Origin of the sequence: Clostridium sp. 'deep sea', from assembly GCF_014931565.1 — a bacterium.
Lineage (GTDB): Bacteria > Bacillota > UBA994 > PWPR01 > PWPR01.
Window position 1 is genome coordinate 884,842 of record NZ_CP063353.1, and the last position, 15,977, is coordinate 900,818.

At 34.1% G+C, this 15,977-nt stretch carries 17 protein-coding genes; all 17 read right to left on the reverse strand.

Translation table 11 applies throughout. The features are described from left to right. Nucleotide 1: 1 nt before the first annotated feature. Entirely contained in the window at nt 2-2,344 is a 2,343-nt protein-coding gene (gene infB / locus IMX26_RS04175; RefSeq protein ID WP_195160430.1) for a translation initiation factor IF-2, read from the reverse strand. Next, complete coding sequence (locus IMX26_RS04180) at nt 2,331-2,672, reverse strand: ribosomal L7Ae/L30e/S12e/Gadd45 family protein (RefSeq protein WP_195160431.1); 342 nt, start codon at nt 2,670-2,672, stop codon at nt 2,331-2,333. The genes infB and IMX26_RS04180 overlap by 14 nt, the downstream gene beginning before the upstream one ends. Then, nucleotides 2,653-2,925 (reverse strand): YlxR family protein, encoded by a 273-nt coding sequence (locus IMX26_RS04185; RefSeq protein ID WP_195160432.1) that lies wholly within the window; start codon nt 2,923-2,925, stop codon nt 2,653-2,655. The genes IMX26_RS04180 and IMX26_RS04185 overlap by 20 nt, the downstream gene beginning before the upstream one ends. A gap of 4 nt (nt 2,926-2,929) precedes the next feature. Next, nucleotides 2,930-3,991 (reverse strand): transcription termination factor NusA, encoded by a 1,062-nt coding sequence (gene nusA / locus IMX26_RS04190; RefSeq protein WP_195160433.1) that lies wholly within the window; start codon nt 3,989-3,991, stop codon nt 2,930-2,932. 12 nt (nt 3,992-4,003) lie between these two features. Continuing rightward, nucleotides 4,004-4,468, reverse strand: a complete 465-nt coding sequence (locus tag IMX26_RS04195) for a ribosome maturation factor RimP (RefSeq protein ID WP_195160434.1) — start codon at nt 4,466-4,468, stop codon at nt 4,004-4,006. Nucleotides 4,469-4,754: 286 nt separating this feature from the next. After that, complete coding sequence (gene ispG, locus IMX26_RS04200; protein ID WP_207729317.1) at nt 4,755-5,819, reverse strand: flavodoxin-dependent (E)-4-hydroxy-3-methylbut-2-enyl-diphosphate synthase; 1,065 nt, start codon at nt 5,817-5,819, stop codon at nt 4,755-4,757. Nucleotides 5,820-5,834: 15 nt separating this feature from the next. Then, entirely contained in the window at nt 5,835-6,851 is a 1,017-nt protein-coding gene (rseP, locus tag IMX26_RS04205) for an RIP metalloprotease RseP (protein WP_195160435.1), read from the reverse strand. A gap of 14 nt (nt 6,852-6,865) precedes the next feature. Further along, nucleotides 6,866-8,008 (reverse strand): 1-deoxy-D-xylulose-5-phosphate reductoisomerase, encoded by a 1,143-nt coding sequence (gene dxr / locus IMX26_RS04210; RefSeq protein WP_195160436.1) that lies wholly within the window; start codon nt 8,006-8,008, stop codon nt 6,866-6,868. A gap of 8 nt (nt 8,009-8,016) precedes the next feature. Beyond that, nucleotides 8,017-8,793: a phosphatidate cytidylyltransferase gene (locus IMX26_RS04215; protein WP_195160437.1), complete on the reverse strand. Its 777-nt coding sequence runs from the start codon at nt 8,791-8,793 to the stop codon at nt 8,017-8,019. Next, nucleotides 8,790-9,485, reverse strand: coding sequence for a polyprenyl diphosphate synthase (uppS, locus tag IMX26_RS04220; protein WP_195160438.1), 696 nt, complete (start codon nt 9,483-9,485; stop codon nt 8,790-8,792). The genes IMX26_RS04215 and uppS overlap by 4 nt, the downstream gene beginning before the upstream one ends. Before the next feature lie 396 nt (nt 9,486-9,881). Further along, the gene (gene frr / locus IMX26_RS04225) at nt 9,882-10,439 is read right to left on the reverse strand and encodes a ribosome recycling factor (protein ID WP_195160439.1); all 558 of its coding nucleotides are present in this window, start codon (nt 10,437-10,439) and stop codon (nt 9,882-9,884) included. Between the two features lie 4 nt (nt 10,440-10,443). Continuing rightward, entirely contained in the window at nt 10,444-11,166 is a 723-nt protein-coding gene (pyrH, locus tag IMX26_RS04230; protein WP_195160440.1) for a UMP kinase, read from the reverse strand. Between the two features lie 87 nt (nt 11,167-11,253). Then, complete coding sequence (gene tsf / locus IMX26_RS04235) at nt 11,254-11,904, reverse strand: translation elongation factor Ts (protein ID WP_279324886.1); 651 nt, start codon at nt 11,902-11,904, stop codon at nt 11,254-11,256. Nucleotides 11,905-11,938: 34 nt separating this feature from the next. Continuing rightward, nucleotides 11,939-12,673, reverse strand: coding sequence for a 30S ribosomal protein S2 (gene rpsB, locus IMX26_RS04240; protein ID WP_195160442.1), 735 nt, complete (start codon nt 12,671-12,673; stop codon nt 11,939-11,941). A 553-nt stretch (nt 12,674-13,226) separates the two neighbouring features. After that, nucleotides 13,227-13,997 carry a GTP-sensing pleiotropic transcriptional regulator CodY gene (locus IMX26_RS04245; protein ID WP_195160443.1) on the reverse strand — a complete coding sequence of 257 codons (771 nt, stop codon included), beginning with the start codon at nt 13,995-13,997 and terminating at the stop codon, nt 13,227-13,229. Between the two features lie 10 nt (nt 13,998-14,007). Then, entirely contained in the window at nt 14,008-15,399 is a 1,392-nt protein-coding gene (gene hslU / locus IMX26_RS04250) for an ATP-dependent protease ATPase subunit HslU (RefSeq protein ID WP_195160444.1), read from the reverse strand. Next, a complete protein-coding gene (gene hslV, locus IMX26_RS04255; protein ID WP_195160445.1) occupies nt 15,392-15,940 on the reverse strand; it encodes an ATP-dependent protease subunit HslV in 549 nt (182 codons plus the stop codon). The genes hslU and hslV overlap by 8 nt, the downstream gene beginning before the upstream one ends. Between the last annotated feature and the right edge of the window lie 37 nt (nt 15,941-15,977).

Below are 15,977 nucleotides of genomic sequence, written 5' to 3' on the forward strand. Positions count from 1 at the left end.
ATTAAACAACTGGCATTTCTTTCATTTCATATACTTCAATAACGTCTTGTTCTTTAACGTCATTGTAATTCTCTAAGCCAATACCACATTCGTAACCTGTAGCTACTTCTTTGGCATCATCTTTAAAGCGCTTTAGAGATGAAATATTACCTTCATATATTTTAACACCTTGTCTAAATAACTTTGCAATAGCGTTACGTTTTATTACACCATCTGTTACATAACAACCAGCTATTAAACCAATTTTAGGTACTTTAAATGTTGCCCTCACAGTGGCACTACCTACTACTATTTCTTCGTATTCTGGCTCTAACATACCTTTACCTAATTGCTCTAGGTCTTCAAGTAGGTTGTAAATAATAGAGTAGAATCTTATTTCAACTTGTTTTTCATCTGCAAATTTGCGCGCTTCAGTAGCCGCATTTACATTAAAGCCAAATATAAAGGCTTGTGATGCAGAAGCTAACATTATATCTGATTCATTAACTGCACCTACACCAGAGTGTATTACTTCAAACTTAAATCTAGTGTCTTTTTCATTTAATTTAATAATTGAAGATTTAAGTGCTTCTACAGAACCTTGTACATCACCTTTTACAATTACATTTAAGGTATGTGTCTCGTTATCGTCTTTCATTTTTGCAAATAACTCTTCAAATGACATACGTTTACTATTTTTTAGTTTTAGCTCTTCACGTCTAGCAGATTCTGACCTAACTTCAGCTATACTGTGGGCTTCTTTTTCTGTGTTAAAGCCTACAAAGATATCACCTGGCTCTGGCAGTCCATCCAAACCAGAAACTAATATAGGAGATGATGGCCCAGCTTCTTCAATGCGTTTACCTTTGTCATTTAACAAGGTCTTTACCTTACCATAGAAATTACCTACAACAAAAGCATCACCTCTATGAAGTGTTCCTGCTTGAACAATAACTGTTGCAACTCTACCTTGCCCTTTTTCAATACGTGACTCAATTACTGTGCCTCTGGCTAGCCGATCTTCGTTTGCTTTAAACTCAGACATTTCAGCAACTAATAGTACAGACTCAAGTAGGTCTGGTATACCTTCTCCTGTTAAGGCAGAGATATTAACACATATTGTGTTTCCACCCCAATCCTCAGGTACTAATTCATACTTAGTTAGTTCTTGTTTTATTCTATCTGGGTTAGCATCAACTTTATCACATTTATTAATAGCAACAATAATTGGCACTTTTGCTGCTTTAGAGTGATTTATAGCCTCTATTGTTTGTGGCATTATTCCATCATCTGCTGCTACAACAAGTATAACAATATCAGTTACTTGAGCACCCCTAGCACGCATTGCTGTAAAAGCTGCATGACCAGGAGTATCTAAAAATGTTATTTTTTTATTATTTATTTCTGTTTGATAAGCACCAATGTGCTGAGTAATTCCACCAGATTCAGTCTCTAAAACTCTTGAGTTTCTAACTCTATCGAGTAAAGAAGTTTTACCATGATCTACGTGACCCATTACTGTTACAATTGGTGGACGCTCTGTCATTGTTACAGGGTCATCCTCAATATCAATTGTAAAGTCAGTTTTATCTTGCTGTAAAACAATTTTAAATCCCATTTCTTCGCCAACTAATATAGCTATATCTGATTCAATGGTTTGATTAAGCGAAGCCATCATACCTAATTGCATTAGATTAGATATTATTTGTGTAGGACTAACTTTAGTTAACTTTGCTAATTCTCCTACAGTAATTAATGGTGGAATTTCTATGCTTTTAGTGATAGTTTGTTGCTGCTCTCTTTTACCTTTTTTTTGTTTTTTACGAGATTTTTTCTTTCTTTTACCCGTAGAAACAAATTTTTCTTTGGCAATTTCCTCTTCCCATACTTCCTCAACGCTTTTACTGTGTTTAATGATTGTATAATCACTTTGTAAATCGTTTGGAATATCTTCGTAGATGACATCATCCTGCTTTAATCTTTTAATGCTTTTCTCTTTAATTTTCTTCTCTTCCTCTTCTGTTTTGTTTTGTTGTTTATTTTTATTTATTTTTTCCTGCTGTTGTTGTTTATTTTTATTTAATTCATTATTATTTTTATTGTTTTCAATCTTTGGGGTTTTATTATGTTTTTGCGGTGAATGATTATTTCCTTCATTAGTTTGTTTTGTATTTGCTGCTTTATTATCACTAACAGCAATGCTTTTACTACCTACTAACATTGCTCTGATTTGATTTGATACCTCAGGCTCTAAAGTGCTCATGTGACTACTCACTTCAATACCAACTTGTTTTAAAGCCAAAACTAATTTTTTACTGGAAATATTAAGCTCCTTAGCAATCTCATACACTCTAACTTTTTCCAAACTTTTCACCTCCGATTAATACTTCAAAACCAAACTTACTCTTTAAAACTTCACTAAAGTTCTTATCTATAATGGCTAGTATCACTGAATCTTTAATTCCCAATGCTCTACCATACTGTTTGCTAACCCCATAACAAACTAACTCTTTATTATGTTCTTTACACCTTCTTAGCATTTTTTGCTTCATTTTATCTGAGGCATCTTCTGCTAAAATTATGAGCTTTGCTTTATTAAAGTTATCTTTTACTGTGTCATATCCTGCAATTATTTTACCAGTTTTCTTTATAATACCTAAAAAGCTATAGTACTTATCCTTGATTCTGCTCACCTAGCTTTTTTAGTTCTTCATATACATCTGCAGGTATATTAACTTCCAGCGCTCTACTAATTTGCTTCTTTTTTATAGCTTGATTTATGCATTCACTATTTTTGCATAAGTACGAGCCTCTGCCATTTACTTTACCTGTTGTATCAACCTTTACATCTCCTTCAGGTGTTTTTACAACTCTTAATAACTGTTTTTTTTCTTTCATTTCTCGGCATGCTATACACATACGTTTTGGTATTTTTCTTTTTTTCAAGCTATCACCCCAAATCGTTCTCTGTTTCAAAGCCTGCTTGACTTGCACTCTTTATATCAATCTTCCAAGATGTTAATCTGGCTGCTAATCTAGCATTTTGGCCTTCTCTACCAATTGCTAATGATAATTGATGGTCTGGTACAACAGCCTTTACTTTATGCTCATCTTCACTTTCTACCCCAACATCTAATACCTTAGAAGGGCAAAGTGCATTTTTTACATAAACTCTTGGGTCATCACTCCACTCGACTATATCTATTTTTTCGCCATTAATTTCAGCTACTATTGACTGTACTCTGGTACCCTTTGGTCCTACACAAGCACCAACTGGATCAACATTTTTATCTGCTGCATGTACAGCAATTTTTGTTCTACTACCTGCTTCACGGGCTATTGATTTTATTTCTACTGTACCATTATATATTTCTGGAACTTCAAGCTCAAATAATCGCTTAATTAATCCAGGGTGAGTACGTGATACTACAATTTGTGGACCTTTACTTGTTTTACGAACCTCAGTCACATATACTTTTATTCTCTCTCCAACCTGATAAGTCTCTCCAGCTACTTGCTCTGTAGGTGGAAGTATTGCCTCAGTATTATTTAGGTCAACATAAAAATTTTTACCATCACTTCTATGCAATAAAGCTGTAATTATGTCATCTGTTTTATCAATATATCTGTCATAAACTACATTTCGTTCGGCCTCTCTTATACGCTGTACTACCATTTGTTTAGCATTTTGAGCTGCTTTACGACCAAACTCTTTAGTTGTAATCTCAACCTCTACTATCTCACCAGTTTTTGCCTTACGATTAAATATAATGGCATCTTCTAGTAGTAGTTCAGTGCTCTTATGGTTCACTTCTTCCACTACCTCGTATAATCTATATACCTTTACATCACCAGTTAATCTGTTAATTACTACTTTAATATCTGCTGTACTGCCAAGCTGATTTTTATAGCTAGTTTTAAGAGCTGTTTCCACTGCATCATACAGTATTTCTTGATCAATTCCTTTTTCTAAACCCAGATCTTTAATTGCTTTTATAAACTCCCTGTTCAATTTATAATCCTCCTAAAAGCTAAAATGTAATCTTATTGTTGATATCATTTTTCTTTCAATCTTGTATGTTTGATCTTCGTTTTGTATCTCTACTTCTTTTTCGTCATATGATTTTAAAATTCCTACTAGAGTTTTTGGCCAATTATCTGTAGCTACAAATGTTTTAACAAATACTTCTTTGCCGATGCTTTTAGATATTGCTAACTCTGATTTTAAACTAGCATCTAAACCAGGTGAACTAACCTCTAAAAAATAGCTATCTTCTATTGGGTCAACTTCGTCTAAATATTTGCTTAGTTCAACATGCACTTTATGACAGTCGTCAAGGCTTACACCATTATCACTAGTAAGCTTTACACTCAATATCATACTTCCACCTTTAGTCTCAATGTTTACATCAAACAATTGTAAGCCATATTTTTGTGCTAAAATATCTGCTTCAGCAATTAATAAATCTTTGACTTCTTTCTTTTTCACAGTTAACCCACCTTAAAAAAATATGTATTTTGATTCATCAAGCTACAGTTTTTAATGTTTGTTTTTATATTTATATAATTGTAGTTCTTACTCTAAATGCATAATAATAGTAAAAGAGTGGGCACCACCCACTCTTTCTAAGAACCTATAATCAACTAGCAATATATTATCAAATAATCACTTGCTATGCAAGTAGTATATTAATTGTGATAGTATATTAGCTTTGTTAAAAACTATGAAACTACAAATATCTTATTTTTATAATTATTTTGCTATTAGCAAAATATTACTTACATAAGTCTTCAATTTCTTGTAGTAAACATGTTACATAGTCTTGCTCTAAGATTGTTTTCACTACTTTACCATGTTTAAATAACGCAGCTTTTCCTTTTCCTAATGCCAAGCCTAAATCTACTTCCCTTGCCTCACCTGGGCCATTTACAACACAGCCCATGATAGCTATGGTTAGTGGTGTTGTAATATGTTTAGTTTTGGCTTTTACCTCATTTACTATACTTATTAAGTCAGATTGAGTTCTACCACAGGTGGGGCAAGAAATTATTTCGAGACCTGTTTTACGTAAACCGGTTGACTTTAAGATATTTAAGGCAGTTCCTATTTCTACTACTGGATCGGCAGTTAGAGTTACCCTAAAGGTTGAGCCGATGCCATCACATAAAAGTGAGCCAATTCCAATGGCAGACTTGATATTGCCGATATCTGGTGTGCCTGCTTCAGTTACACCCAAGTGCAAAGGGGTATCACTCTCTTTAGCAAAGATGCGATTTGCCTCGATATTACGTTTAACGTTAGAAGACTTTATAGCCATAACAAAGTTACTGAAACCATAGTCTAGCAATTTTTTATCGTACTCAAGAGCAGACTGGGCTAAGGCTTCACTTGTAGGAGAGCCGTATTTTTGCAATAGCTTTTTATCAAGCGAACCGCTATTAACACCAACTCTAATACAGGCATTGTGTTCTTTTGCTACATCAACAACCTTAAGCACCTTGCTCCAATCACCAATATTACCAGGGTTTATCCTTACTTTCTCCGCTCCTGCCTCAAATGCACTAACAGCTAAGCGATAATCGAAATGGATATCTGCTATTAATGGCTTGGTAATTTGCTCTCTAATCTGTTTAAAAGCCTCAAGTGCTTTTTTATCGAGAATAGCTACCCTAACTAAATCAGCTCCGGCTGTATAAAGCTGTTTAATTTGCTTTACAGTAGCCTCCACATCAGTTGTTTTTGTATTGGTCATAGATTGAATAGCTATGTTATTATTGCCACCGATTTTTACTGAGCCTATGGTTACCTCTCTTGGCAGTTTATACATTTGTTTATACATTTTTTTCTCCTATAGCTAATTCCCTAACCTTAATATATCTTGGTATGTTACAAATACAGCAAAAATTATAAGCAATGCAAATCCAATAAAGAAAATAAGATTTTCCTTTTTAGGATCCATTGGCTTTCCTCTAATGGCTTCTATTACAATGAGCAGTATTCTACTGCCATCAAGAGGCGGTATTGGAAGTAGGTTAAAAATCCCTACATTAATACTCAACATAGCTGTAAACGACAAGGTATTTACCAAACCAGTTTGTGAAACCTGCCCAACCATTTGAGCTATACCAAGTGGCCCAGCCCCTTGGGCACCAGCTTTTCCAGTAATTATTGCAAGCAAAGCTGTAAATATTAATTTAAATAGCAATATAGTTTGTTTAAAACCAGTAACTATAGCGTACATAAATGATGCCCTTTTAAATCTTGGAGCAATACCAATATAGCCTTCTTCACTTAACTCATCTATTTTAGTTTTTAAGGTGTATTCAATTATTTCGGTTCCACGTTCAATCTTTATTACTAGGTTTTGATCGGGTCTTTGTTTAATTTCTTTGGTTAAATCTTCCCAGCTATTAATAGAAACACCTTCTATAGAAGTTAGCTTATCTCCAGCCTGCAATCCTACCTCTGCAGCAGGGGAGTCTGGCAGTACCTCTCCTATATATGCTGTGCCATCTGGAGTTCCTTGAGCAAAAACTACAATTGTATAAATTAAAACAGCTAGTACAAAATTCATAAAAGCTCCAGCTACAGAAATAATAATTCTTGCTAAGTAACTTTTTTTATTAAGACCTCTAGGATCATCATCTTCTTCTGGATCTTCACCAGCCATACGCACAAATCCACCCATAGGTATAGCCCTTAATGTATACTCCGTTTCACCTTTTTTAAATGAAAAAAGCTTTGGACCCATACCCAGTGCAAATTCATACACATGTACATCTGCCGCTTTAGCAGCCATAAAGTGTCCTAATTCGTGAAAAAGAATCATGACACCTAAAATTAATATAGTTATAATTACAGTAGTAACCACTATAAACCTCCAAACTACAGCGTAATACTAAGCGCTGTCTTTATTGCCATACTCTGAACATAAAGTACATCTTCTACACTATTAATTTTAGTATTATATTGTTTCGACATTACTATCGATATTAGTTCAGGTATTTGTAAAAATGTTATTTCTTTTGCTAAAAATTTATTTACTGCAACCTGATTGGCAGCATTTAACACAGCTGGCATAGCTTCACCCATCTTTAAGGCTTGATACGCTAAACCCAAACACTTAAACAACTCTAAATCCGGCTCAAAAAATGTTAATTTTTGAATGTCTGCTAAGCTTAAACATGGCCTAGTGGTTTTTACCCGACTTTTATTAAATAAGGCATACTGAATAGGTTGCCCCATATCAGTAATACCCAACTGAGCAATAAGGGCACCATCATCATACTCTACTAAAGAATGAATTATGCTTTGAGGATGCACTAAAACATCAATCTTATTAAGAGGCATATTAAATAATACTGAAGCCTCAATCACCTCTAAACCTTTATTCATTAAGGTAGCTGAATCAATAGATATTTTGTTTCCCATATTCCACGTAGGGTGTTTAAGGGCTTGTGCTGGTGTTATTTTTGAAAGCTGATTTTTACTAAAGTTAAAAAACGGCCCACCAGATGCTGTTAAAATTATTTTACTTACACTATTATACTTTTCTCCTTGTAAACACTGCCATATAGCTGAATGTTCACTATCTAGCGGCAGAATTTTACTGCCTGTTTTTTTTGCCAATTCCATTAGCAGTGGTCCAGCGCTTACAATAGATTCTTTATTTGCTAAAGCTAAATCTTTACCTAAACTTAAAACTTGATATGATGCTTCGAGTCCATTAATTCCACTAATAGCATTTACAAATATATCACAGTCACAACTACTTATAAACTCTTTTATATGGCTATCGCCATATATCTTCTTACAGTTGTAGTTTAACTCTAGTTTTTCAGCAAATTCCTTTTTAGAAATTGCTACAATTACAGGCTTAAACTCGTTTGCCTGTTGGCTTAATAAGTTAAAGTTACTCCTAGCACTTATACCACAGAGTTCAAAATCATCTTGATACTCTTTTATTATCTTAACAGTTTGGGTTCCTACAGATCCCGTACTTCCTAATATTGCAATTCTCTTTTTCATGTTAATCCTCACTGAAGCTTTAATACAACAAATATTAAATAGGTTAATGGTAATATTGGTAAAACACTATCAAACCTATCTAAAAACCCTCCATGTCCAGGCAATATCTTACCTGAATCTTTAACACTGCAAAATCTTTTAATAGATGACTCAATCAGATCTCCGCATTGAGCTAAAAACACTGCAAACAAAGCGTATATTGCCATATTAACTAAGTTCCAATTATTGATAGAGGCAAATAATAATACAACTAATACTGTTCCTACCGCACCACCCATTACCCCTTCAATTGATTTTTTAGGACTTAACTCTGGCCATGGCCGTCTACGCCCCCATTTTACTCCTGTAAAATAGGCACAAGAATCATAGGCCCAAGCGGTTATAAAACTAATTATTAGTAGTGCCTGACTTATGTCTGCTAACATAAATAAGTACATACCTAAAAATATAATATATAAAGAACCTATAATAGCTAAACTAATTTTACTTAAATTATGTTTTCTAACTACTATAATGTTTATTATCAGCATTATTATTATAAAAAAGGACGCAATAAGATTTGCATTACCCCAATTATAATAGTAATTGGCGTAAGAAGTTACTAAGTAAAGCAAAGATGGCAAGTATAATATTATGTCTAATTTACCTGCTACCATTCTATTTAACTCAAAAAGCAAAATAGACAATACTAAAAACCAAGCTATGTCGAATATAATACCGCCTTTTAAAACTATATAAAGTAATATTGGAACAGCAACAATAGCACTCATAATTCTTTTTTTCATACTGATATCTTTCCAAACTTTCTATTTCTATTACTATAAAACTCTATGGCTTTTGTTAAATCTTTTGCTGTAAAATCTGGCCAAAGTTTTTCAGACATATATAATTCAGCATAGGCTATTTGCCAAAGTAAAAAGTTGGATATTCGGTGCTCATTTCCTGCTCTAATTACTAAGTCTACATCTGGCACGTTAGGTAAATAGAGATTACTTCTAAATATATCTTCGGTTAATTCTGAGCTTTTTATATTGATATCTAATAGATTTTTACAAACATCAATAATTTCAGCTCTACCTCCATAATTAAAGGCAAATACAATAGTAAGTCCTTCGTTATCTTTTGATGTTTGCTCTAGTTCTCGAAATAGCTCAAGAGATTTTTTAGGTATACCCTCTAGCCTTCCAGAAAGTAGAAATTTCATATTATTGCTCTTTAGTCTTGATTTAAACTTGTTGTATATTAAAAATGGCAGTTCTCTTGTAATAAAGTGCACCTCAGCTGTTGGTCTACTCCAGTTCTCTGTTGAAAAGGCATATAATGTAATATATTTTACACCTAACTCATGACACTTTTCTGCTATTTTAAATATGTGTTCACCACCAACTTGATGACCATAAGTACGAGGTTTACCTCGTTTAACTGCCCACCTTCCGTTACCATCCATAACCATTGCAATGTGCTTGGGGATATTCATAGTTCAATTCTCCCTATATCAAAATATACCTTATTATAAAGCTATAACGCCTAAAAGTCATATTTAATAAATCATTATACAAGTATTATAAAACACTTTATAAAATATCCAAAATACTATATTTAATTTTGATACCCCCTTACATTTTAGAAGAAGGGGGTACTTAAGCAATACTTTCAATATTCAACCATTATTCTATGTATGGTTGTTGTTCAGGGTTTACTAGTATTTCTAAAACGTCATCTTTTAAGATTATTTTAAGAACTCTTAAATTATTACTAAGCTCAAATCTGCATCGATCTGGCTGATAATTTAAGAGTTTATAAGGTATACTTTCTTTATCAAGTATAACTTTTAAATCGCTAAAAGGCCTAGCAAGATAGTCATCATACTTTTTTAGACTTCTAATAATTCTTCTTCCTTTTTCTTTAAGACAACATCCGTCTCTTTAACATACTTATTTGTTAAATCCTGAACTTGCTCAAGACCACGACGAGAATCATCTTCAGTAATCTCTTTTTCATTCTCAAGCATTTTAACTTCATCATTAGCATCTCTGCGAATATTTCTTACTGCAATTTTACATTCTTCAGCCATTTTTCTGATAACCTTAAGAAGTTTTTGTCTTCTTTCAGATGTTAACTGAGGAATATTTAGTCTTATTACTGTGCCATCATTATTTGGGTTTAGACCTAAATCTGATTGCAAAATAGCTTTTTCAACTAAAGGAATAACTGTTTTATCCCATGGTTGAATAACTAAGAGCCTTGGCTCTGGGGCTGTTACATTACCTACTTGTTTAATAGGAACACTACTACCATAGTATTCAACTGTAATTTTATCTAGTAGAGATGGTGTAGCTCTGCCTGCACGTACAGATTTTAAATCTCCTTCAAAGACTTTAATCGTTTTTTGCATCCTACTTTCGCAATCTGCTAAAACTTCTTTTATCATTAATTTAGTCCCCCTTAATTACTGTTCCAATCTTATCACCCAGAAGTACTTTTTTAATATTTCCAGATTCCATTAAACCAAAGACAATAATAGGTATGTTATTATCCATACATAGTGATGTTGCAGTAGAATCCATAACCCCTAAACCCCGTCTTAACACTTCAATATAGGTTAATTCAGTAAATAATACAGCCTCTGGGTTTAATAATGGATCAGAGTCATATACTCCATCTACTTTACCTTTTGCTAATAAAATAGCATCTGCTTCAATTTCTGCAGCTCGTAATGAGGCTGTAGTATCTGTTGTAAAGTAAGGATTGCCTGTTCCTGCAGCAAATATAACAACTCTGCCTTTTTCTAAATGTCGAATTGCACGTCTTCTAATATATGGTTCTGCTATTTCACGCATTTCTATTGCAGTTTGCACTCTAGTTTGAACTCCAACGTTTTCAAATGCGTCTTGTAATGCCAATGAATTAATACATGTAGCTAACATTCCCATATAATCTGCTGTTGCTCTATCCATACCACGGGCACTACCTGTAGCACCTCTCCATATGTTTCCAGCACCCACTACAACGGCAACTTCAACTCCTAATTCTACTACTTCTTTAACTTGGTTTGCTATATCGGCAACTACTGTATGGTCAATACCACCATTACTTTTACCGGCTAAAGCTTCACCGCTTAATTTTAACACAATTCTCTTGTATACTGGCTTACCCATTATTGTACCTCCTGCCATATGTCATTCGACAACGATAAAATAATTCCTGCTTGCTGAAAAAAAGGAACACTTACGTGTTCCGTTTTTTTATTTTACCATTTGAGCAACTTCATCAGCGAAGTCATTTGCTTTTTTTGCTAAACCTTCGCCCATTTCAAAACGTACAAATCGACGAATTTTAATGTTTTCACCTGTAGTAGCTATACTTTCTTTTAATAATTGCTCTACAGTTTTTTCATCATCTTTGATGAATGGTTGCTCTAATAAACAAACACTCTTAAAGAATTTATTAATACGGCCTTCTACAATCTTTTCAACGATATTAGCAGGTTTCTTTTTACCTTCGTTTTCGATTTGAGCCATTAAAATATCTTTTTCTTTTTGAATAAGCTCAGCAGGAACTTCTTCTCTGCAAACATATTCTGGCTTTGAAGCTGCGATTTGCATTGCAATATCTCTAGCTAGAGCCTTAAAGTTATCAGTTTTAGCTACAAAGTCTGTTTCACAGTTAATTTCAACTAAAACGCCAACTTTACCATTTCCGTGAATATATGAACTAACAAGACCTTCTGATGCTAAACGACCTGCTTTTTTTGAAGCAGATGCAAGTCCTTTTTTCCTTAAATGATCAATAGCCTTATCAACATCACCATTGTTTTCTTTTAAGGCATTACGGCAATCTAAAACACCAGCACCTGAACGAACTCTCACTTCTTTAATCATATCAGTAGTAATCACATTAAATACCTCCATATCCTTTATTGGTTAAAGACTAGTTATTCTCTTTTACTTCTTCTGCAGCTTCTTCTGCTAACTCAGCAACAGCTCCTTGGTTGCCTTCTAAAATAGCGTCAGCAATAACCGATGACAGCAACTTAACAGCTCTGATTGCATCATCATTACCAGGAATAACATAATCTATAAGATCTGGGTCACAGTTTGTATCAACCACAGAAACAATAGGAATATTTAGTTTTTTAGCCTCTGCAACAGCAATCTTCTCTTTGCGAGGATCAACAATAAATAAAGCACTAGGCATTTTTTTCATTTGTTTAATTCCGCCTAAAAACTTCTCTAAACGATCTTTTTCTTTTCTTAATGCAACTACTTCTTTTTTAAGTAATACATCGAAACTACCGTCTACTTCCATTTCTTCGAGCAATAATAATCTTTTAATTCGCTTATTGATTGTTTGGAAGTTAGTTAAAGTTCCACCTAACCATCTTTTATTAACATAAGGCATACCACAACGAACTGCTTCTTCTGCTATGCTCTCAGATGCTTGCTTTTTAGTTCCTACAAACAATACTGATCCACCAGCGGCAGCGATATCTCTTATAAAATCATAAGATTCTTCAATTTTGCGAACTGTTTTTTGTAAATCAATGATGTAAATACCATTACGCTCTGTAAAAATGTATGGAGCCATTTTTGGGTTCCAACGACGTGTTTGGTGACCAAAGTGAACACCAGATTCGAGTAACTGTTTCATTGCAACAACTGACATATATTATTTCCTCCTAGGTTTGAACCTCCGCCTGATCACTTAGTTTTACGACTTATAAACTTTATAATTAAGCTATAAGCACCTGTAAAACTATCACATGACGTGTGTAATTTATACCCGAACAAGTATACCATACGGGGGCTTTATATGCAAGAGGTTTGGGTAGTTGCAAGCAACTCCGGGGTAAACTCGTTTTTAGCAAACCTCGTGGGGTGGATTTTTCACCTTGTGAAATATGGGGTGGGTTCGCCTTTGGCTCACGGAAAGTTATGCTCGCTAAAGCATCGCTATATCACGTCAATGAAGAGCTACGTATCACACCTTTTGCTGAAAGCAAACTCAATCCGCGAGCGAAGTGAGCCCACTCCGTTTTGAATTGTCAAAACCCACCCCACGAAGCCGATAGGCGAGTCCTCCCCGTATTTGACTAGTCAAATACCCAAACCGTAACTGCCTAGCAGTTACCCACCCCAAAACAAAAGAGTTGCCAAACGGCAACTCTTTTGTTTATTGTGAGTGGTTGTTATCACTTAAAGTCTTTTATACAATGCACTTATTCTAAAGAAATATTAAGTTGATCTAATAATCTTTCGTTTAATACTTTAATATATGTGCCTTTCATTCCTAAAGAGCGTGATTCAATTACGCCGGCACTCTCGAGTTTTCTTAGAGCATTAACAATTACTGAACGTGTTATACCCACTTTATCAGCAACCTTGCTAGCAACTAAAAATCCTTCTGTGTTGCCAAGTTCTTGGAAGATACTTTTTGCTGCCTCAATTTCCGAATACGATAAAGCATCTAAAGCAATTTCTACCATAACATTTTTACGATATTCTTTTTGTTTAAACTCTACCTCTCGATATACTCGTTCCATTGTAAGCAAACTACAAATTATTTCTCCAAAAATATGATCAACATCATCATATTTATCGTTGAATTTTATTGCAACAATTTTAATAATATGTCTTTTTTTATTTAGTAAAGGAATAGTCATTACACTTATATTGTCATAAGCACAGTCATCTTCTGTACCCAATAAACATTCTTCTTGTGACAAATCTTTAATAACAACGTTTGGTGTTGCGTTAGTAAAGTAGCTTTGCCCAAAACTAAAAATGTTGTTTTTAACTGTTTTCTCTAATATTTCACCTTGTAAGTCATTTAAGTAAGCTTTGGCTAAGACCTCGTTGTCATCATTAACAGCTATAATATTAGCATTAGTTAATCCTGTTAAAATAGATGTTAGTTCAGATAACTTGACCTTCCCCGTATTATCTCTTAAATAACTAGTTATCATTTGAACTCGTTCTAGAAGCCCCATTATTGTCTCCTTAAATTATATATTTATGAAGATTGTCATTATCCATAATTGAGCCAAGTTGATCATATACGTATTTTGAATCGATAACTATTTTATTATCATCAAGCTCTGTTGCATTGTATGATATATGTTCTAATAATCTCTCCATAATCGTGTGTAATCTTCTTGCACCGATATCTTCACTTGTATTATTAACTTGACAAGCTATTTTTGCTATCTCCGATATTGCCTCGTCAGTAAAAACTACTTGTATATGCTCTGTGCCAAGCAAAGCTATGTACTGTTTTATTAACGAGTGTTTTGGCTCAATAAGTACGCGCTTCATATCGTCTGTACTTAAACTCTGTAGCTCTACTCTTATTGGAAAACGACCTTGCAATTCTGGTATTAAGTCGGATGGACTTGCTATGTGAAAAGCACCAGCAGCTATAAACAGAATATAATCTGTTTTTACTGGTCCATACTTAGTATTTACAGTTGTTCCCTCAACTATAGGTAAAATATCGCGCTGAACGCCTTCTCTTGATACATCAGGACCACGTCCACCACCAGATTTTACAGCTATTTTGTCGATTTCATCTAAAAATACAATACCACTTTGCTCCGTTTTTTCAATTGATACTTTAATTACATCATCCATATCTACTAAATTCTCTGATTCTTCTTGGACAAATACGCGACGAGCTTCAGCAACTGTTACCCTTCTATTTTTCTTTTTGCTAGGTAATAAATTACCAAATATATCGCCCATATTAACGCCCATTTCTTCTAGACCAGAGCCACCACCAATAAATTGAATTGAAGATGATTTTTCTGTTACTTCAATTTCAATTACCATATTTTCAAGTTCACCACTTAATAGTCGTTCACGTAAACTCTCTCTTCTCTTTTTTTGCTCTTCTGTTTCTATTGATTGGGTTTGTGAGGTACTGCCAAAGCTGTTAGAGAATATCATGCCTAATGGGTTGCTATTTTGTTGTTTAGGCTGAGGATCAACTAAAACTTCTAAAATTCGCTCATTTGCTAATTTCTCAGCTTCAATTTCAGCATTTTTCATTCTTTTAGTTTTTTCCATTCTTATACATATCTCTAAAAGCTCTCGAATCATAGATTCTGCATCTCTACCTACATAGCCAACCTCTGTGAACTTAGTTGCTTCAACCTTAATTAGAGGGGCCTCCACTAGCTTAGCTAACCTACGCGCTATCTCAGTTTTTCCTACACCAGTAGGCCCTATCATAATAATATTTTTAGGCATTATTTCTTCTTGCAAATCAGGCATTAATAATTTACGTCTATATCTATTTCTTAAAGCGATTGCAACAGCTTTTTTGGCTTCATGCTGACCAACAATATATTCATCAAGCTTTGCCACTATTTGTTTAGGGGTTAAATTATTCATTACATTTACCTCCTACAGTTTCACAAATAATACTATCATTTGTATAAACACAAATTTCAGCTGCAATTTTTAATGCTGCTTTTGCAATCTCTGCTGCATTTAACTCTGTATGTCTATATAAAGCTCTAGCTGCTGATAAAGCATAGTTACCTCCTGATCCTATTGCCATAACTCCATCCTCTGGCTCTATAACATCTCCATTTCCTGAGATTAATAGTAAACAGTCTTTATCTGCCACCAAAAGTAAAGCCTCTAGCTGCCTTAAAGCACGGTCAGTTCTCCATTCCTTTGCTAGTTCAACTGAAGCCCTTATTAAGTTACCTGAAAACTTATTAAGAGTTGCCTCAAATCTCTCTTCTAAGGCGAAGGCATCAGCTACAGCACCAGCAAAACCAACTATTACTCTATCATCGTAAATACGTCGAACCTTTCTGGCTGTATGTTTAATAACAGTTTTTTCGCCAAAAGTTACTTGTCCATCACCTGCGATTGCAATTTCTTTGTCTTTTTTTACTGCAACAATTGTAGTGCCTCTGTACATATAACCACTCCCGCTCAGAATTAATATATCAAAATAT